The organism is Undibacterium sp. Xuan67W (assembly GCF_049340165.1).
GTDB lineage: Bacteria > Pseudomonadota > Gammaproteobacteria > Burkholderiales > Burkholderiaceae_D > Undibacterium.
This window is the reverse complement of record NZ_JBMPPN010000013.1, coordinates 102934-121321: the sequence shown is the minus strand read 5'-3', so window position 1 is coordinate 121321 and position 18388 is coordinate 102934. Positions and strand designations below refer to the sequence as shown.

Sequence of the window (18388 nt, the reverse complement as noted above, 5' to 3'; positions counted from 1 at the left end):
GCTCCTAAGCAAGCGCGCGACTTCACGTGAACGCTCACTAGCAGATTCGTTTCCCTCAAGTTCTGCAAGTTCAGCGTAATTGATTAAGGTTTCTACATTGCTCATAAAGGAATCATTGTGCTTTAACTTCAAATAGGGTGAAAAAAAAATTCCGCCTAACCTAGCGGCCTGTCCGCCTATCCTAGCGAGGCAGTTCCTTCGTAACTGTTGCTCTGTAATGCTTTCAGCAATAGGCTGTAATTATTATCAGTACTAAATAACCAGGAAAGACAGACAGCTTTCGTGGATGCCGCGCACTTCACTTTCGAAGCAATTTCCAAATAAGCGAAGCTGTTCAGTGACCTTAAAAATTGCTTGCGTGACAAGTGCGATAGATTACGCACGACTTGAGGCTATGTCTAGTGGATTCGAAAGTAGGTCCGCTTTCGCCCCTTAGGAATGGGTCAAATCATTTTCTTGAGCGTCCGCGTAGGATACGACCTGAGCAGTCGAAATAAAAAATGAACGATGGCAATTCGCTGTTTCTTTGACATAAACACTCCTGCCAAACGAGAACACTTCTTTACCAATCCATAGCCTAATTGACACGCTAATCACTGGCTCATTTGGTGCCCATACGCACTTATTCGAGAAATTCAGACTTAGCTGAACGAAATCCTTAAAAATTCAAAGTTAGCTGATTTATTTGTTCAGAATTCATTAATCGGTCAAAATGTACACCATTGATTTTAATAAAAATACAATTCAGAGTTATCTGAACATCGACACGAGTTGCCTCCATATTGCCTGAATACCAGTCAACATACTGGCCAGCCTTCAATTACAAAGCGCTCCGTCCTGCTGCACATAGCTTGAGGTGCATCAATTCGCAATCTCAGGTTTCAGACAAATAATGAACTTCCTGGCAATGCCACATGCGCCATGGTTGCAATTTATTTCCCCCTGCACAAACAAGGAGTCTGATCATGCGTTTGAAAAATAAAAACATCGTCATTACCGGAGGTGTGAGCGGAATCGGACTCGCTACTGCCGAACGTTGCCTGCAGGAAGGCGCCAATATCGTGATTGCTGATCTGCATGACGACGCGGGCAAGGAAAGGGTTGCGGAGCTGAATTCACTTTATGCGGGACGCTGTCACTTTATTCCTGTTGATGTCACCTCGACCGAACAGGTGGATCAACTAATTGCAGAGACAGTCAAACAATTAGGTAGCCTGGACGGAGTGTTTAACAATGCGGGTATTGGAGGAATGTGTGCCGCGGACAGCTACACAGACGACGATTATCTGCGCATCATTGATATCAACTTAAACGGTGTCTTCAGAGTGGCGCGCGCCGCTCTGCGCCAAATGTACCAGCAAGGCAATGGCAGTATCGTCAATTGCGCCTCGATTTTAGGTGTCTTCGGGCAAAGCATGACAGCTGCTTATTCCGCGGCAAAAGGCGGCGTCGTCAATCTGACGCGCACTCTGGCGCTTGAGGCGGCATCGAAAGGCGTCAGAGTGAATGCAGTTTGCCCGGGTTATATTGATACGCCACTCTTATCAGGACTTGATGCAAACATGCGGCAAGCGTTGATTCAATTGCACCCTGTCGGCCGTCTGGGGCGACCGGATGAAGTAGCCAATGCTGTCCTATTTTTACTCAGCGATGAAGCCAGCTTTATTACAGGGGCTAAGTTGATGGTAGATGGCGGATTCACAGCAGGGAAATCTTAAACTATCACGCAAGGACTTACACAAAACAAAAAACTGCTTAACAACAGTCAAAACGAATCCGCAAGCTGGATGCGGCTCTCAGAGGCATTTCGTGCCAACAGGCTCACTCCGCTTGTGGATTCGTTTTGCGTTCTGATTGGATATTCCATGGAAATGCTGACTCCGGCCTTTTCTCTGCGTCTTTATGCCTCTGTGTTGAGCGGTCTTAGCCTTTACGTAAGTCTCGGGTCAATTCAAGACAAGCTCAACAAGCTGCACTCACCCGCCGAACGCGATACCAAATTGCGCGTTTTAGATCGAGAGAACTCTGTTTGCCGGAAAAAATACACAATAGCGCTCAAAGCAATGACATCCGCTGCATAGTTAGTCTGAGTTTGTGACAAAAGTCTCCAAACCAAATAGACTTAAGTCCAGAGACAAACAAAACCATTGGACAAAAACCAAACCTCGTTTTAAGGCGCAGAATAGCTGTATGCGAATGTCGTGACGGCAATCTATTTGCGGCGACACTGGCTCCGCCTGATTACAACGATGTCTGTATTCTGTCCGCAAAAAGAAAATTCCACCATGCGTATATTGCTCGCTGAAGATGATAGTGTTCTCGCTGACGGACTGACCCGATCGCTGAGACAATCTGGTTATGCCACCGATTGTGTTGCCAACGGCCAGGAAGCAGATTCTGCATTATCGACTCAAGATTTTGATTTACTGATTCTGGACTTAGGGTTACCCAAGCTTAGCGGACTGGAAGTATTACGTCGCCTGCGCGCACGCAACTCGCATTTGCCTGTGCTGATACTGACAGCGGCGGACTCCGTCGAGCAAAGGGTAAAAGGCCTTGATCTAGGCGCAGATGATTACATGGCAAAACCGTTCGCACTGTCTGAACTCGAAGCGAGGGTTCGCGCCCTGACCAGGCGTGGCGCGGGTGGCGGTCCTACGGTCATCAAGCACGGCCCGCTGACCTATGATCAGGTCGGGCGTATTGCCTACATCAATGAGCAAATGCTCGATCTCTCGGCGCGAGAATTAGGTCTGCTCGAAGTGCTCCTGCAAAGAACCGGACGACTGGTATCCAAAGAGCAGCTGGTCGATCACCTCTGCGAATGGGGTGAAGAGGTGAGTAATAATGCCATCGAAGTCTATGTTCATCGCCTGCGTAAAAAAATTGAAGTCGATGGCGTCAGGATCGCTACCGTCCGTGGCTTAGGTTATTGCCTGGAAAAATTCTTTGTGGCACCCGTCTCCGTCACGAATACAGTCACACCTACCGACACACCATGACTGACGACCACGGCGCAGAACTAGCGATTCGTCCGCAAGCGCCGGAGCATCCTCTCCATAGCCAGCCACCGGAAAAAATTCAACGTTCTTTATTCGGTGAAATTCTGGACTGGATGCTGGCGCCACTGCTACTGCTGTGGCCAATGAGCATCGCGATCACCTATCTGGTCGCAAAATCGATCGCCAATCAACCGTTCGACCGGGCACTTGAAGACAATGTCCTAGTCTTATCACAGCAAGTAAAACAGGTCGATGGAAAAATCATTACCCAGATGACCAGCCCGGCACGCGATATTTTGCGCGCGGATGATCTCGACAGTATTTATTTTCAGGTCAAAACAGAGCATGGCGACCTGATCGATGGCGATAAAGATTTACCGACTCCGCCAGAAGAAGAAAAAGTCGCCACTGGTACAGTACAGATACGCAATGAAACACTGCGCGGCATTGATATCCGTGTCGCTTACAGCTATATCAATCTGAATAAAACCACGAGCAATCTGGGCACCCAGAATGCGGAGAAATATGCGCCGAATCTCGTGTTGATTCAAGTCGCAGAAACATTGGAAAAACGTGCTGTACTCGCCAACGAAATCATTAAAGGCGTGATCCTCCCCCAGTTTATTATTTTACCGATCGCACTGGCACTGGTCTGGTTTGCATTAAGCCGCGGACTCTCGCCGCTGGCAGAGTTACAGCATCGAATAAGAGCGCGTCGTCCCGATGATTTAAGCCCGATTGACTCACGTCAGGTTCCTGAGGAAATTACCCCGCTGGTTCGCTCTTTGAACGAGATGCTGGAACGCCTTGCACAAACGATCGGCAACCAAAAACGCTTTATCGCTGATGCGGCACATCAGATGAAAACACCGCTGGCAGGTATGCGTATGCAGTCAGAATTGGCGTTGCGGCAAACAGATCAGGAGGAAATCCACCGCTCCCTGCTACAGCTGGCAAAAAGCTCGGAAGCGGCCACACGTCTGGTCAATCAATTGCTGACACTCGCAAGAGCAGAAAATCAAACGCCTGCGACCAAGCCTCTGGAACCTGTTGAACTGACCGAGCTGGTGCGCAGCACCGTCCACGACTGGATACAAACCTCTTTCTCGTACCAAATCGATCTGGGGCTGGAGCAGCCGGATTTTCCTGTGATGATTTTTGGTAATCCTCTGATGCTCCGCGAGTTGCTGAGTAACCTGATTGATAACGCGATTCGCTACACACCAAAAGGGATGAGCGTCACGGTCAGAATCCGGGTTAGCGAAGAACAGGCTCTGGCAATATTGGAAGTTGAGGACAATGGCCCCGGAATTCCGGTTGCAGAACATGACCATGTATTCGAGCGCTTTTATCGCATCCTCGGCAGCAACGTTCAGGGCAGCGGACTGGGTCTGTCTATCGTGCGGGAAATTGCTCAGCAACATAATGCCCCGATCGAGATCATGTATAACCCGCGGAATCAGGATGCAAAATATCCGGGCTGCCTGTTTCGTGTTTCGTTTCAGATGAATCCACATGCCAGCTTGCCCGGTGATTTTTCCTGAACTCAGGCAAAGACAACACATGACAGAGACCAACACCACCGTCACTTCCAGCAGCCGCGCCAATAACGTGAATAGTGTCTACTGGCGTCATACCCGTCAGCTCACAGCGACCTTGCTGGCAAGCTGGCTGGCGCTGACATTCGGCGTATTGTTTTTTGCCCGCGAACTGGCGTCGTATACTTTCTTCGGCTGGCCATTGTCCTTTTACATGGCGGCACAGGGACTAACTTTATTCTATGTCCTGCTACTGACAATCTTATCGATTGTCATGCGCAGAATAGAACGAGCCCATCAAATCCATCTGAATAATCAAACCGGTCATGCCGCTGATATGCCAGCTTCAGCAAAGGAAAACGCCTAATGGTGCAACGTCGCTTTACCAAACGCCTGACGATTTATTATGCATGGTACACACTGCTGTTCATCGTATTTCTGATCAGTCTGGCGGTATTGGAAAAAGAAGGCGTGCCTCGTGCATGGATAGGATATCTGTTCATGTTCTCGACTATCGTGATCTACGCAGGCATCGGTGTCTTGAGCAGAACCTCCGATATTTCTGAATATTATGTTGCCGGGCGCCGTGTCCCTGCGATTTTTAATGGCATGGCGACAGCGGCTGACTGGATGTCAGCGGCAAGTTTTCTTAGTCTTGCCGGCGGACTCTACTTACAAGGCTTTGACGGACTTGCCTACATCATCGGATGGACGGGCGGATTTTGTCTGGTGGCACTGCTGATCGCACCGTATATACGCAAATTCGGCCAATACAGTATTGCTGATTTTTTAGGCACGCGCTTCGCGGGTGCGCAAGGCAGCAACATTGTCAGAGTGCTTGCTGTGATTGCTACTATCTTTATTTCTTTCACCTATGTAGTCGCTCAGATTTATGGCGTGGGATTGATTACTTCGCGTTTCACCGGCGTTGATTTTTCGGTGGGAATTTTTCTGGGGTTAGCGAGTATTCTGGTGTGCTCATTTTTAGGCGGCATGCGCGCAGTTACCTGGACTCAGGTAGCGCAGTACATCATCATCATTATTGCGTACATGATTCCGGTCACATGGCTATCCGTCAAACATACGCAAACACCGATACCGCAAATTGCCTACGGCTCTAAATTATCCGCATTAAGCAGCAAAGAAAAACTGTTTGCCGCCGACCCCAAAGAACAGGAAGTCCGCGCCATATTCAAACAACGCGCGGAAGGGTTCCAGCTCAAGATTCAGCAACTCCCGAACTCATGGGAAGAAGGTCGCTATGAATTACAGCGCAAGCTTGATGAACTTAAATCCGGCAACGCATCGCTGATAGAGATCAAAGCCGCAGGTCGCGCTCTGGCGAATTACCCCAAGACGCCGCAAGAGGCGCAGCAACGCTGGACAGAAGCGAAGAATAATAATCTGGGACGTGCCGAACCAACCATCACGAACTACACGCCCTACGCGGCAAAAGACAGTAACGAATCTGACATTAAACGTAATAATTTTCTGGCGCTGGTTTTTTGTCTCATGATGGGAACCGCCGCCCTGCCACATGTATTGATACGCTACTACACGACACCCTCAGTACGTGAAAGTCGTGAGTCGGTATTCTGGTCGCTGTTTTTTATTATGCTCTTGTACATCACGATTCCTGCACTGGCTATTCTGGTGAAATACGACATCTATAACTCGCTCGTCGGAATGGAATTCTCTAAGCTTCCGTCATGGGTCACCTACTGGGCCAGTATCGATAAAATTAATCCGCTGGTCAATATCACTGACATCAATCATGACGGCATTGTTCAGCTGGCAGAGATTGCGATTGATGGCGATATCGTGGTGCTGGCGACACCGGAAATCGCTGGTCTGCCTTATGTAATCTCCGACCTCGTTGCCGCTGGTGGGCTGGCCGCGGCCTTGTCCACAGCGGATGGTTTGTTACTGACGATTTCCAATTCTTTATCTCACGATATTTATTACAAGATTGTTGACCCAAGCGCGTCGACACAAAAAAGAGTCACGATTTCAAAACTCTTGTTACTAGTGGTTGCGCTGGTGGCCGCCTATGTCGCCTCCTTAAAACCCGCCGACATATTGTCGTTGGTCGGTGCCGCATTTTCTCTTGCGGCGTCGGCGCTATTCCCTGCACTGGTATTGGGCATATTTTGGAAGCGGGCGAATCACCAAGGAGCAATCACCGGAATGATCGCGGGGTTTATCGTTTGTGTGTTTTATATGCTCAACACACATCCGTTATTCGGTGGTAGTGTTGCTAATCAGTGGTGGCATATTGCGCCGATTTCTGCTGGTGTATTTGGCGTACCGGCGGGTCTGATCAGTATGGCGGTCGTCAGTCTGATGACGCCTAAACCCGACCCGCATACGCTGGACCTGATTGATTTTATTCGCGCGCCATAGCCGCTGTCAGACCGCTTTTGATCACGCTGGCATGCTTCTTGATAGTACGTACTCAAACAACAGCGAACTAACATCATGGCAAAATTTTTCAATGAAATGACTGCTGATGGCATCGATGCAGCAGGTAATATCCGTGAACACTATCGTGAGTTCAGTACCTGGTTAAAGCAGCAATCGCCAGAGACCATACAGCGTAAGCGCGCTGAAGCTGATCTGACTTTTCGCCGCGTCGGCATTACCTTTGCCGTCTATGGTGACGATGCTGGTACTGAACGCCTGATCCCCTTTGATATTATTCCCCGCATTATTCCTGCATCGGAATGGGCGCAATTGCAGACTGGTCTGGTACAGCGAGTTAAAGCGCTGAATATGTTTATTCATGACATTTACCATGATCAAAACATCATCAAGGCAGGGATTATTCCAGCCGAGCAGATTTATAAAAATGCGCAATACCGGCCGGAGATGCAAGGGATCTCTGTCGCATCGGATATCTACGCCCATATCGCCGGTGTCGATATCGTCCGCGCCGGCGCCGGTGAGTTTTACGTGCTGGAAGACAATCTGCGCGTACCGTCCGGCGTGTCCTACATGCTGGAAGATCGCAAGATGATGATGCGTTTGTTCCCCGACTTATTTGCGCGCAATAAGATTGCGCCGGTCGACCATTACCCTGACATGCTGCTAGACAATTTACGCTCAGTTGCCCCGATGGGTGTCAATGATCCGACCATCGTCGTGATGACACCGGGAATGTATAACTCAGCCTATTTTGAACACGCATTTCTAGCACAGCAAATGGGTGTCGAGCTGGTTGAAGGCAAGGACTTGTTCGTCAATGACAACGCCGTGTATATGCGCACCACACGCGGTCCTAAGCGGGTCGATGTTATTTATCGCCGGATTGACGATGACTTCATGGATCCCCTTGCATTCCGTCCTGATTCTTCCCTAGGCGTCCCTGGCTTATTGTCCGTCTATCGTGCTGGCAGAGTTACATTGGCGAATGCAATTGGTACCGGTGTTGCGGATGATAAGTCGATCTATCCTTTTGTTCCGGACATGATCAAGTTCTACCTGACGGAAGAGCCGATACTGAATAACGTGCCAACCTATCAGTGCCGCAAACCCGAAGACCTTGCTTATACACTGGCGCATTTACCTGAACTGGTCGTTAAGGAAGTTCATGGAGCCGGTGGCTACGGCATGCTGGTGGGTCCGGCATCGACCAAGGCACAGATCGAGGATTTCCGGCAAAGACTGATTGCCAAACCGGATGGCTATATTGCCCAGCCGACGCTGGCATTGTCCGCCTGCCCTACCTATGTCGAAAGCGGTATTGCCCCTCGCCATATTGATTTAAGACCATTCGTACTGTCAGGCAAAACTATCTCAATGGTGCCGGGCGGACTCACCCGTGTGGCGCTGCAAGAAGGATCACTGGTAGTCAACTCATCCCAAGGCGGCGGCACCAAAGATACGTGGATACTCGAAAAATAAGGGTATGCGAGCGGATCGCCGGATCCCACCGTTTTTGAAAATAATCATGGCATTGCGCAGGAGAAGAACTCATGTTGAGCCGCACCGCAGATCACTTATTCTGGATGGCACGTTACACCGAACGTGCTGAAAATACCGCCCGCATGCTTGATGTCAACGTGCAGACATCGATGCTGCCTCAATCCGCTGAAGATGCGGAACAAGGCTGGCGCGCCATGCTTGGCATCTCAGAACTACAAAGCGCATTTGATCATAAGTATGGCTTGCTGAATGCAAAAGACGTGCTCGATTTCATGGTGCGCGATCCGGACAATCCATCGTCCATCGCCGCCTGCCTGACCGAAGCCCGCGAAAACGCACGTGCCGTGCGGGGCACGCTGACAACCGAAGTATGGGAAACCCAGAACGCTACCTGGCTCGATATGCAAGAGCGACTGAGTAGCGGCTTGCTTGAAACTGATCCGAGCCAATTTTTTGAGTGGGTCAAATACCGGTCGCATTTATCACGCGGCGTGACACTAGGCACGATGCTCAAAGATGAGGCGGTGCATTTCATACGGCTAGGTACTTTCCTGGAGCGCGCCGATAATACTGCCCGGATTCTGGACGTAAAATTCCACGCGGCAAAAGATATCAACAGTACCGACGAAGCCGTACAACGTGATTTCTATTACTGGGCTGCGTTATTACGCTCGGTATCGGGCTTTGAAATTTACCGCAAAGTGTATCGTGACGTCATCACACCAGAGCGCGTGGCCGAACTCCTGATGCTGCGTGGCGATATGCCAAGATCCTTACTCGCCTGCATGGATGAAGTCGTCCATAACCTCAAGGAAGTACGCAATGATGTGTCCTCAGACACAGAGCGCTTCGCGGGCAAACTGCACGCAGAATTACAGTTCGGGCGTATCGAAGATATTCTGGCAGCAGGCTTGCACGATACGCTGACGGAGTTTTTGGAGCGCATCTTTGCACTAGGCAACCGCGTCAGCCGCGACTTCCTGGTACCACTTGCCGCATGATGTACCAACTGACAATAGCAGCATACTCCCGCTCAGTATTTTTATATCGCGTAGTATAGATTAGCGGATTCAACCTGTTTTAATGGAAAAGGGTGGGAGTATATAAATTATGCAACTATCAATACGGCACGAAACCACATATCGCTATACGACTCCGCTGGCATATACGATCCAGCAATTGCGCCTGACGCCACGCGTAGAGTCGCAACAGCGCAGCCTTTCATGGCAAATCGAGACAAGTGGCAATCGCCACGCCTACACCGATGCCTATGGCAATCTCTCGCACATGCTCACCATCAATGGTCAACTGGAAACGCTGAGCATCGTCGCACAAGGCGTGGTGGAAACCGTCTTCCCTTATCAAGGCAGGTTAAATTTAATTGAAACCTTATCGCCGTGGATTTTCACGGTACCGACACCGCTGACAGAGCCGACACCGAGTATCGTCGCCTTTTCTGCCAACTGTCTACCAGCCAGGCCCGAACAAACCCAGACCAAGCATCTCATGAAAATGGCAGAGCACATCTTTGGTGCAGTAGCGTACCGAAGTGGTGCAACCCTTGTCACAACCACGGCAAATGATGCTCTGATGCTAGGGTTGGGCGTATGTCAGGATCACGCCCATTTGTTCCTCGCCTGCTGCCATGCGCATGGGATTCCGGCACGCTATGTCAGCGGCTATATTGATCCGGGCTCGACCGACCATGCTGCCAGTCATGCCTGGGTTGATGTCTGGGTAGAAGACAGCGACTTCTCCGGCTGGGTCAGCATCGATGTCACGCATGCGCGACTGATGACCGATGCCTATTGCCGCTTGGCGATTGGTCGCGACTACGATTCCGCCGCCCCTATTCGCGGCGTCAGGCGCGGTGGCGGTGATGAAATTCTGGATGTCAAAGTACAGGTTGTACCGATTTATGAGAACTAGGATCGGCTGGTGCCCCGTAGTTACGAGGCGTAAATTGCTTAAATAATTTAGCCTTAGGGTAAAATAAGGCTTTTATAAAAGACTCTTGCAACAATGACATATTGTGTTGGCATGCGCCTCGATGCGGGGCTGGTTTTTCTCTCCGACTCCCGTACCAATGCGGGCGTTGATCAGGTCGGCACTTTCAGAAAAATGAGCGTGTTTGAAAATCCTGGCGACCGTATGATGGTCCTGATGACCGCCGGAAATCTCTCTATTTCACAATCAATTCGCCAACTCGTCTCTGAGCACGTATGCGCCGATGGCAGCACAATCTGGAATGCGCCGAATATGTATGAGGCTGCCCGCATTCTCGGCGAGGCCGTGCGTACAGTGCACAAACGAGATGCTGCCTCTTTGTCGGAATTTGGTATCGACTTCAATGTCAGTATTATTTTTGGCGGTCAGATCAAAGGCGAGCGTTGCCGCCTGTTCCAAATTTATGCCGCTGGCAATTTCATAGAATCGCATAACGAAAATACCTATTTTCAGATTGGTGAAGCCAAATATGGCAAGCCGATTATTGACCGCGTAGTTACGACAGCGACACCGTTGGATGAAGCGGCAAAGTGTGCACTGATTTCTATGGATTCAACCTTAAAATCCAATGTATCGGTAGGCCTGCCACTGGACTTGCTGGTGTATGAAAATAATAGTCTGGCAGTTACCCGCTTTGTAACGATAGACGAAAAAAATCAATACTTTCAGATGATACGCAGCACCTGGGGACGTCAGTTGAAGAGCGTGTTTGAAGGTATCGATGACCCAGTATGGGACGCGGCACCCGATGCGACGAGCAATGTCCTGTCATCGACAAACATGAACAGCAAACCTGTCCGTGTAGCGATACCAAGTCATGTCAGTGCGACAGGCATGGATAAAGCTCCTCTGCAAAGTCTGGCCCAGCAATTTAATAGCAAGCAACAATGATGTGCTGAGACGGATTGCGCAGGTAGCATCATTAAAAAAATGGCACGAAATTCGTGCCATTTTTCTTTTTAAGCGACGCGACAAAATCAGTCCTTAAGATTAGCCCTAAACTTAGTCGCTAGGTACGCCAGGCACAATCTACAGCATGATCCTGCACCATGCCAATTCCCTGCATATACGCATAAACAATCGTCGATCCAACAAACTTAAATCCGCGCTTACTCAGGTCTTTCGATATACGGTCAGACAATTCCGTTTTAATAATCCGGTCGCCATTATTACGAATCGGCTTGCCATTTATATGCCCCCATAAATAAGCATCTAACCCTCCAAGTTCATCACATAAACGCAAATATGCCTGCGCATTAGTGATCGCCGCTGCAACCTTAAGCCGGTTCCGCACGATGCCTGGATTGGCTAATAACTGCGCAACTTTCTCCGCATCATATACCGCGATTTTCTTTGCATCCCAATGATCAAAAGCGATGCGATAATTTTCACGCTTGTTGAGTATCGTTTCCCAGCTCAGCCCCGCCTGCGCGCCTTCAAGATTTAGCATCTCGAACAAAAGTACCTCATCATGACAAGGCACACCCCACTCATGATCATGGTAATGAAGATAAAGAGGATTCGATGGATTAGCCCAGGAACAGCGTTGCGTAGACATGGAATTTTTCATTTAAAAACATGATGAGACAGGCATTCTCACACACAATCTCACGATCTTAAAACATCACTACGCGCCCCAGTAGTTTTTTGATTATTCATGTCAGCTCCCCAAAAAACGCAGGAGATACCTGCGCTTTTAAAAACAACATTCCAAGAAAAACTCAAGACTTGGGCAATATCTCATGCAGTTCGTAACTCATCAAAGCAAGGAAAGCGACCAAACCCAGATACAGCGCGCCATAGTTGATACGTGTATTCGTCGGAACCTGATAATAATCTGCAGGCAAACCCTCAGGAGCTTCTTTGGAAAATGCTTGCTTTAACTGCGGATACGCCAGAATCGCAATCAAAATCAGCATAGGACTTGGATTGTAGAAAAATAAGGCAATCAGCAATGGAATACCTGCCAGCCAGACTTTGGGAGAAATGATGGCGGTGATGCGGCCACCATCTAGTGGCGAAATCGGGATGAGATTAAACAAGTTAATCATAAATCCCGAATAGGCTAGCGCTAGCATCAAATTACTTTCATAATTTCTACCCACCCAATAACATGCTAACGCTCCCATACTCCCAGCGATCGGTCCGGCAAATCCGATATACGCTTCTGTCTCTACATCATGTGGCAATTCTTTAAGCTGTATCCAGGCGCCGACAAAGGGGATAAACGTCGGTGCACCAACGTCTAGTCCCCGCTGACGAGCTGCGATGAAATGCCCCATTTCATGAATAAAAATGAGTAAAACAAAACCTACTGCATAACGCCACCCAAAAATCCATGAGTAGACAATCATGGAGATGAGCATCGTGCCGCCCGTCGTCAGCAACTTCCCCAGCTTGCCAACAGCGAATAGCCACGTCAACAACTTAACCATCCTGAAATCCTCTAATCAGTTTTTGTTTTAAATGTGCAGTAATCGCGCCCACATCTATACTCACGCTTGCCCTGCATCGCCATCCTTCTTTTTACCAAACAGCTTGGCAATCCCGGCGCCAGCAGCGGCAAGGCCTACTAAGAGTAATTTTTTAAAAGCCAGCAACATCGCAAAAATTTTACCGAAAAAACCTAATTTGGCAGCGACTCCGCCAGCCACCAGAGCGGCTAAGCCGTACTCGGCAACCTTATCACTTTTCGCATCAAAGTCAGCATAACGATTGCCGTCTGCGAACTCAGTAAAAGCAACAACGTTTTGCATTTCTTTTTTCACTTCCGTGATTTGCTCCATGCCTGCTACAGCATTCAACACCAGCACGCCCTTGCGACCAAGAACACGGATGTTGTAATTCAATGAATTTTCTCCGGCCTTGCTGCCAGCGAATTCCTTCGCCCAATAAAATTTGTGGCTCGTTTTGTCATAGCTTGGCTTTTCCGCCCAGCCGACCAGCGTCATAGGAGAATAACCCGCTTTTTTACGCTCTTCATTCGCGGCGACATTTGCCTCCTTCATATCCTTGAGCAAGTCATCGTAGTTAATACTGTCCGCATCATCATCCTTGACATGACCGTCTTCATCATAGGTCACAACCACACCCCAGCTTGCCGAACTGAGGGGACTGACATTCGAAGGAAAAATCATACCCAAGGTTTTTGCGCCTGGCGGATTACCCCAGGCATCGACCAATACTTTTTCCGTATCTTCTGGGGACAAATAGCGAAACGATGGTGACAAATTCAAATTTGCGATGCCGTTTGGCAGCGATATTTTGCCCTGCTGGAATTTCAACGACGCCACGAATTCTTCAGCTGTCATTTTCTTTTCTGGCGCATCGGCAGCTTGTATCGCCGGCGTCAACAGCATTGAAAAAGCAATGGTGGCAATCATTCCTAATTTTTTAAACATGGTTTCCCTTTGTGGTTTTATGATTTTGCGGACAGTTGATCTGCCCTCATCGAGATAAACGACAGATATTATCAAATTAACCACACCAATAGCGCCCTTGACGGAAATATATTTGCTGAATTTTGTAAGCTTGTGCGCTTATTGCAGACTAATCTGAAATATATAGCTGAAGCCATTCTTTTATCTTCAATTTATTTCTGATTCATAAAGCAACGAAGTCAAACACGCGCAAGGACACATCATGAACCGACGACATTTCATCCAGAACCTGGCGATCTCAGGCTTTTCCATGGCAAGTTCTGGTGTCATGGCACAAAATAACAAAGAGCCCGCCAGATATACGATGCTGGGCACAGATATGAATGGTAAAAAATTTGATCTGAACGATCTATCCGGCCAGACTGTACTTGTCAGCTTTTTCACTGGTGGCTGTAATCTTTGTACCCGCGACTTGAAATTAATGCGTGAATTTTATGTCGGCAATTCGAGACGAAAATTCGTCTTGCTCGCCGTGAATATTGATCAGGATAAAAAAGATTTTGATACCTATAACCAGTTCGTTTCACTGGCGATTCCAAAAGAGCAGCGCTTCCCCACCATATGGCGAAATGCGCCTGGCCACAAAGACAATTTCGGCAGCATCGTCCGCGAACCTACGCATTTTGTGTTGAACCAAAAAAGCGAATTGGTATTTAAACGCGAAGGGACTTTTCAACCAGATGACTGGGACAATCTTTGGCTCTCTCTTAGTTAATTTTTCCCAAAAAAATATACGCAAAGTAGTACCCAATTCTTCTGGTACTCTTTATATTTTCTACGTATTTCCTTGTTTATTCCGCTACTAAATTCGCAGTACTTAGGTCTAGGGGGTAATATGAATCGAAGAGATTTCATTCAGTTGACGAGCATTGCTGGCTTGATGTTGTCGTCACCAATCGTATCAGGGCAGCCAAAAATTGAGTCACTTAAATACACGCTGCATGGTACAGATATCACGGGGAAAATAATCGATCTCAAGGACTTTGCAGGTCGTACGGTATTGGTCAGTTTCTTTACCTTCGATTGTGAACTCTGTAGCCATGATCTGAAATTGATGCGAGAGTTTTACGTCAGTAATTCGAAGAAAAAATTCGTACTGCTGGGTGTAAATATCGATCAAAACAAAAAAGACCTGGATGAATACAACGACATCACCACGCATGCCTATCCCAAAGATCAGCGTTTTCCTACCGTATGGCGCAATGCGTCCGGCCACAAAGATAATTTTGGTAACATCGTGACGCAACCAACTCACTTTGTTCTCAACCCACAACACCAACTAGTATTTAAACGTGAAGGTACGTTTCAGCCCGGCGACTGGGATAAGCTCTGGCTGTCATTGGAATAGTCCTCAAAAAGTCACCTTACCTGCACTGACGACTGCTACATCAAAGTCTAATCTGTATTCAGTCAGAGTTCGTCAAGGCGAGCACGTAACAGTGCTGCTCGATCGGTAAAACCTTGGACAGCATCTGCGTCCATTTTCTCTAACTGGCGGTACACCATGCCAATACGCGGATTGTTTGCCAGACGGTCTGCATTACGATAAAAGAAGTCCCAGTACAGCGCGTTATAGGGGCAAGCCCGTTCGCCGAGACGGGCTTTTTTGTCGTAATGACAGCCCTTGCAATAATCACTCATTCTGTCGATGTAAGCAGCACTCGATACATAAGGTTTGGTTGCCAGAAGTCCGCCATCAGCAAATTGACTCATGCCCAGAGTGTTCGGCATCTCCACCCACTCAAACGCATCGATATAGACGCCGAGATACCAGCAATGCACGGCATGCGGATCCAGTCCGGCTAACAGCGCAAAATTACCGATCACCATCAATCGCTGTATATGATGAGCATGCGCCTGTTCCAGGGATTGTCCTATTGCATGAGACAGGCAACGCATCTTGGTTTGCCCTGTCCAAAACCAGGCGGGCAAGACAGTTGAGTGACCGAACACATTATGATGACCGTAATCCGGCATATTCGTCCAATACACACCGCGCACGTATTCACGCCATCCCAGAATTTGGCGGATAAATCCTTCCGCCGCTGCTAACGATGCATGACCTTGTTGATATGCGGCCTCTGCTTTATCGACGACTTCACGCGGATTCAGCATTTTGACATTCAATGCGAATGATAATAGTGAGTGGAATAAGCGCCAGGCATTGCTGCTCATTGCGTCCTGAAAATCGCCAAAATGTGGCAAGGCATGATCGATAAAAGTATCGAGTTGTTGCAATGCTTCAGCACGGTTCAGAGCCCATGCCAACTGATCTGCCTTAGGGTTGCCAAAACTTTTTACACCTGCAGCGACTATCGCATTCCAAAGGACAGAATGATCGTGACAGCGGCGTTGATCGACAGGCTCCTCCGGCGTACCACGCCAAGGTTTGCGATTGTCATGATCATAGTTCCATTGACCACCGACGGGCTTCTTCGCGTCTTCCATCAGGATCTGATGTTTGACTCGCATTTGCCGGTAAAAATACTCCATCAGCCATTGACGGCGGCCCGTGAAAATATCGGCGGCTTCTGAGCGTGTTGTATAGAAATGCTCGCTGTCGACCATCACCCAAGCGACTGGCGAACGCCGTCCATGTTCATATAATTGCTGATCAAGCCGCCATTCATCAGGCGCCTGATATTCAAAACTGCTCGCCTGATAATGCGCAATAAGATGATCAATATTGGCAGGTAATGATTGCAGATTAGTGGCATCATCAATCGTCAGATAATGTACACGTTGGCCCTGCTCTTTTAACTGGCGCGCCATATCGCGCATTGCTGCAAAGATGGCCAGAATTTTTTGTGCGTGATGTAAAACATAGTCGGTTTCCTGACGTACCTCCATGAAGACATACACAATATCGTCCGCTGATTCGGAGAACCAGCGATGCCGGAGATTCAGTTGATCGCCAAGAATTAATCGTAATATTGTCATAGAGGTGCCAGGTATGCTGTGGGAGATGCGCTAACACCATGTCAACGCACTGTTGAAACTGATTAAAACTGGTTAATACTGTTAGAGAGAAATCAGAGGCTCAGCCAGCGCCGGCGATAACTGCCATCCGCATCATGATCCCGTGTTTGCTTTTGCGGGTTAAAACGTCGCCCGTTACGCGGATCCGTACCCCGCCCAGAAATATATAACCAGTTGCCTTGATTGCTGTAGACGTCATAGTCAATCAATTGCGACTCAAACCAGGCCGCTCCAGCCCGCCAGTCGCAAGCGAGATTATGGATCAGGTAGCTGGCAACAACTTGCCGCAACCGGTTCGACAAATAACCTGTCATGGCTAATTCGCGCATTCCGGCATCCACTAGTTCCTCGCCCGTTTCTCCTTTGCACCAGCGTACAAAGGCCTCGTCATCATGAGGTGGCGCAGGCAACTCCGATAAGCCGCGAGCAGCATATAAACGCCGTCCGTATTTGAGATGAAGAAAACGGAAATAATCCCGCCACAACAGTTCGAACCATATCCAGTAACTGCCGTCATTGGCGCCCTGCTCCTGCTCAAAGGTTTTCAGCTCTGCATAAATGGATCGGGCGGACAGCGCACCTGAGGCCAGCCATGGTGAGAACTTGGTGGAGTAATCCGTGCCCGTCAAGCCATTGCGGGTGAGTTTGTAGGTATGCGGCAGTTTTCTCGCGAGATACTGACGCAGATGCGCATTCGCTGCGCTCGCGCCGCCCAAAAATTCTGTCTTATTGTAAGGAAATGAGGAGCGGTCATCTCCAATGTGACTGGCGCAAACAGTAATGGATGTGGCCCGACGTTGCTCAATCAGAGCCATCTGCTCAGGCAAGGGCGGCACAGATAGCGGTACGCCAAGCGGACGTGGCGGCTTCATACCAGCGGCCTCAATCGCCGTGCGGAACTGCGTGAATACGTCAGGCAGTTCCTGCTCAGCAAATGGCAGATCGTCAGGATCCAGCAAACTCGATTGCCAGCTCGCGATCACTTGCACGCCCTCATGCCGCAAGGCGTGTAGCGCTGCCTCTTCTTCGGGTGCTGCAATCGCCTCACAGAAAACGGCTGCTGCATCATATTTACGAATTAAGTCCGGCAAAACCTGGCGAGCTTCACCATGAAGCTCTAGCAAGGTGCTGCCATAAGATTGCAGATGCGTATGGAGGTCATTTAAGTTCGCGGATAAAAATTGTTGCCGGTGTGCTCCCATCCGATCAAAACCCCAGATCGTTTTTTCCGATACATCAGGGTCATGACAAAAAACCGGAATCAATCTGTCCGCCCGGCTGCAAGCACTTAAAAATGCCGCATTATCCGCAAGGCGCAAATCGTGACGGAACCAGTAAATTAATGTGGTCATGTGGTACTCCGGCTATCGCGACGGCAGCGTTCTGAGCAATATTTGACGTCATCCCATACTTTTTCCCATTTCTTGCGCCAGCTAAACGGTCGCTGGCATTGCGTGCAGGTTTTGCAAGGTAAATCGGATTTTTTACGCATTTTCAT

At 48.8% G+C, this 18388-nt stretch carries 18 protein-coding genes; 12 read left to right on the top strand and 6 right to left on the bottom strand.

The window, feature by feature from the left end:
* The first annotated feature begins 965 nt into the window (after positions 1–965).
* From ACO0LE_RS13225 to ACO0LE_RS13180, 10 genes are all read left to right on the top strand, one after another.
* Positions 966–1718, top strand: coding sequence for an SDR family NAD(P)-dependent oxidoreductase (locus ACO0LE_RS13225; RefSeq protein WP_422960814.1), 753 nt, complete (start codon positions 966–968; stop codon positions 1716–1718).
* A gap of 147 nt (positions 1719–1865) precedes the next feature.
* Positions 1866–2081, top strand: a complete 216-nt coding sequence (locus ACO0LE_RS13220; RefSeq protein WP_422960813.1) for a hypothetical protein — start codon at positions 1866–1868, stop codon at positions 2079–2081.
* Between the two features lie 204 nt (positions 2082–2285).
* Positions 2286–3002 (top strand): response regulator, encoded by a 717-nt coding sequence (locus tag ACO0LE_RS13215; protein WP_422960823.1) that lies wholly within the window; start codon positions 2286–2288, stop codon positions 3000–3002.
* Positions 2999–4546, top strand: coding sequence for a sensor histidine kinase N-terminal domain-containing protein (locus tag ACO0LE_RS13210; RefSeq protein ID WP_422960812.1), 1548 nt, complete (start codon positions 2999–3001; stop codon positions 4544–4546). The genes ACO0LE_RS13215 and ACO0LE_RS13210 overlap by 4 nt, the downstream gene beginning before the upstream one ends.
* 19 nt (positions 4547–4565) lie before the next feature.
* Positions 4566–4907, top strand: a complete 342-nt coding sequence (locus ACO0LE_RS13205; protein ID WP_422960811.1) for a DUF4212 domain-containing protein — start codon at positions 4566–4568, stop codon at positions 4905–4907.
* Positions 4907–6943 carry a sodium:solute symporter family protein gene (locus ACO0LE_RS13200; protein WP_422960810.1) on the top strand — a complete coding sequence of 679 codons (2037 nt, stop codon included), beginning with the start codon at positions 4907–4909 and terminating at the stop codon, positions 6941–6943. The genes ACO0LE_RS13205 and ACO0LE_RS13200 overlap by 1 nt, the downstream gene beginning before the upstream one ends.
* A 75-nt stretch (positions 6944–7018) precedes the next feature.
* Positions 7019–8443, top strand: a complete 1425-nt coding sequence (locus ACO0LE_RS13195) for a circularly permuted type 2 ATP-grasp protein (RefSeq protein WP_422957589.1) — start codon at positions 7019–7021, stop codon at positions 8441–8443.
* Positions 8444–8514: 71 nt separating this feature from the next.
* Positions 8515–9465 carry an alpha-E domain-containing protein gene (locus ACO0LE_RS13190; protein WP_422957590.1) on the top strand — a complete coding sequence of 317 codons (951 nt, stop codon included), beginning with the start codon at positions 8515–8517 and terminating at the stop codon, positions 9463–9465.
* Between the two features lie 109 nt (positions 9466–9574).
* Complete coding sequence (locus ACO0LE_RS13185) at positions 9575–10393, top strand: transglutaminase family protein (protein ID WP_422960809.1); 819 nt, start codon at positions 9575–9577, stop codon at positions 10391–10393.
* 93 nt (positions 10394–10486) lie between these two features.
* Entirely contained in the window at positions 10487–11362 is an 876-nt protein-coding gene (locus tag ACO0LE_RS13180) for a peptidase (protein ID WP_422957592.1), read from the top strand.
* Between the two features lie 118 nt (positions 11363–11480).
* On the opposite strand, the gene ACO0LE_RS13175 is transcribed toward ACO0LE_RS13180, so the two are convergent.
* The 3 genes from ACO0LE_RS13175 to ACO0LE_RS13165 all read right to left on the bottom strand — a co-directional run bounded on the left by ACO0LE_RS13175 (position 11481) and on the right by ACO0LE_RS13165 (position 13872).
* Positions 11481–12029, bottom strand: a complete 549-nt coding sequence (locus ACO0LE_RS13175) for a DNA-3-methyladenine glycosylase I (RefSeq protein ID WP_422960808.1) — start codon at positions 12027–12029, stop codon at positions 11481–11483.
* A gap of 163 nt (positions 12030–12192) precedes the next feature.
* Positions 12193–12906: a site-2 protease family protein gene (locus ACO0LE_RS13170; RefSeq protein ID WP_422960807.1), complete on the bottom strand. Its 714-nt coding sequence runs from the start codon at positions 12904–12906 to the stop codon at positions 12193–12195.
* Positions 12907–12966: 60 nt separating this feature from the next.
* On the bottom strand, positions 12967–13872 hold the full coding sequence (locus ACO0LE_RS13165) for a DUF2167 domain-containing protein (protein ID WP_422960806.1): 906 nt from the start codon (positions 13870–13872) through the stop codon (positions 12967–12969).
* Between the two features lie 241 nt (positions 13873–14113).
* On the opposite strand from ACO0LE_RS13165, the gene ACO0LE_RS13160 reads away from it, so the two are divergent.
* Both ACO0LE_RS13160 and ACO0LE_RS13155 read left to right on the top strand, forming a co-directional pair.
* A complete protein-coding gene (locus tag ACO0LE_RS13160) occupies positions 14114–14626 on the top strand; it encodes a peroxiredoxin family protein (RefSeq protein ID WP_422960805.1) in 513 nt (170 codons plus the stop codon).
* 120 nt (positions 14627–14746) lie between these two features.
* On the top strand, positions 14747–15259 hold the full coding sequence (locus ACO0LE_RS13155; protein WP_422960804.1) for a TlpA family protein disulfide reductase: 513 nt from the start codon (positions 14747–14749) through the stop codon (positions 15257–15259).
* A gap of 62 nt (positions 15260–15321) precedes the next feature.
* Here the strand turns inward: ACO0LE_RS13155 and ACO0LE_RS13150 are convergent, their stop codons facing one another.
* The 3 genes from ACO0LE_RS13150 to ACO0LE_RS13140 all read right to left on the bottom strand — a co-directional run bounded on the left by ACO0LE_RS13150 (position 15322) and on the right by ACO0LE_RS13140 (position 18382).
* Positions 15322–16851 (bottom strand): cryptochrome/photolyase family protein, encoded by a 1530-nt coding sequence (locus ACO0LE_RS13150; RefSeq protein ID WP_422960803.1) that lies wholly within the window; start codon positions 16849–16851, stop codon positions 15322–15324.
* A 92-nt stretch (positions 16852–16943) separates the two neighbouring features.
* Positions 16944–18242: a DASH family cryptochrome gene (locus ACO0LE_RS13145; protein WP_422960802.1), complete on the bottom strand. Its 1299-nt coding sequence runs from the start codon at positions 18240–18242 to the stop codon at positions 16944–16946.
* Positions 18239–18382 (bottom strand): DUF2256 domain-containing protein, encoded by a 144-nt coding sequence (locus ACO0LE_RS13140; protein ID WP_422960822.1) that lies wholly within the window; start codon positions 18380–18382, stop codon positions 18239–18241. Before ACO0LE_RS13140 ends, ACO0LE_RS13145 begins: the two co-directional genes overlap by 4 nt.
* Between the last annotated feature and the right edge of the window lie 6 nt (positions 18383–18388).

What these genes read in the sequence shown, in the direction of transcription:
- ACO0LE_RS13225 (WP_422960814.1), top strand. Translation starts at nt 966, where the DNA reads ATGCGTTTGAAAAATAAAAACATCGTCATTACCGGAGGTGTGAGCGGA.
- ACO0LE_RS13180 (WP_422957592.1), top strand. Translation starts at nt 10,487, where the DNA reads ATGACATATTGTGTTGGCATGCGCCTCGATGCGGGGCTGGTTTTTCTC.
- ACO0LE_RS13175 (WP_422960808.1), bottom strand. Translation starts at nt 12,029, where the DNA reads ATGTCTACGCAACGCTGTTCCTGGGCTAATCCATCGAATCCTCTTTAT.
- ACO0LE_RS13195 (WP_422957589.1), top strand. Translation starts at nt 7,019, where the DNA reads ATGGCAAAATTTTTCAATGAAATGACTGCTGATGGCATCGATGCAGCA.
- ACO0LE_RS13140 (WP_422960822.1), bottom strand. Translation starts at nt 18,382, where the DNA reads ATGCGTAAAAAATCCGATTTACCTTGCAAAACCTGCACGCAATGCCAG.
- ACO0LE_RS13205 (WP_422960811.1), top strand. Translation starts at nt 4,566, where the DNA reads ATGACAGAGACCAACACCACCGTCACTTCCAGCAGCCGCGCCAATAAC.
- ACO0LE_RS13160 (WP_422960805.1), top strand. Translation starts at nt 14,114, where the DNA reads ATGAACCGACGACATTTCATCCAGAACCTGGCGATCTCAGGCTTTTCC.
- ACO0LE_RS13210 (WP_422960812.1), top strand. Translation starts at nt 2,999, where the DNA reads ATGACTGACGACCACGGCGCAGAACTAGCGATTCGTCCGCAAGCGCCG.
- ACO0LE_RS13165 (WP_422960806.1), bottom strand. Translation starts at nt 13,872, where the DNA reads ATGTTTAAAAAATTAGGAATGATTGCCACCATTGCTTTTTCAATGCTG.
- ACO0LE_RS13170 (WP_422960807.1), bottom strand. Translation starts at nt 12,906, where the DNA reads ATGGTTAAGTTGTTGACGTGGCTATTCGCTGTTGGCAAGCTGGGGAAG.
- ACO0LE_RS13220 (WP_422960813.1), top strand. Translation starts at nt 1,866, where the DNA reads ATGGAAATGCTGACTCCGGCCTTTTCTCTGCGTCTTTATGCCTCTGTG.
- ACO0LE_RS13200 (WP_422960810.1), top strand. Translation starts at nt 4,907, where the DNA reads ATGGTGCAACGTCGCTTTACCAAACGCCTGACGATTTATTATGCATGG.
- ACO0LE_RS13185 (WP_422960809.1), top strand. Translation starts at nt 9,575, where the DNA reads ATGCAACTATCAATACGGCACGAAACCACATATCGCTATACGACTCCG.
- ACO0LE_RS13145 (WP_422960802.1), bottom strand. Translation starts at nt 18,242, where the DNA reads ATGACCACATTAATTTACTGGTTCCGTCACGATTTGCGCCTTGCGGAT.
- ACO0LE_RS13150 (WP_422960803.1), bottom strand. Translation starts at nt 16,851, where the DNA reads ATGACAATATTACGATTAATTCTTGGCGATCAACTGAATCTCCGGCAT.
- ACO0LE_RS13215 (WP_422960823.1), top strand. Translation starts at nt 2,286, where the DNA reads ATGCGTATATTGCTCGCTGAAGATGATAGTGTTCTCGCTGACGGACTG.
- ACO0LE_RS13190 (WP_422957590.1), top strand. Translation starts at nt 8,515, where the DNA reads ATGTTGAGCCGCACCGCAGATCACTTATTCTGGATGGCACGTTACACC.
- ACO0LE_RS13155 (WP_422960804.1), top strand. Translation starts at nt 14,747, where the DNA reads ATGAATCGAAGAGATTTCATTCAGTTGACGAGCATTGCTGGCTTGATG.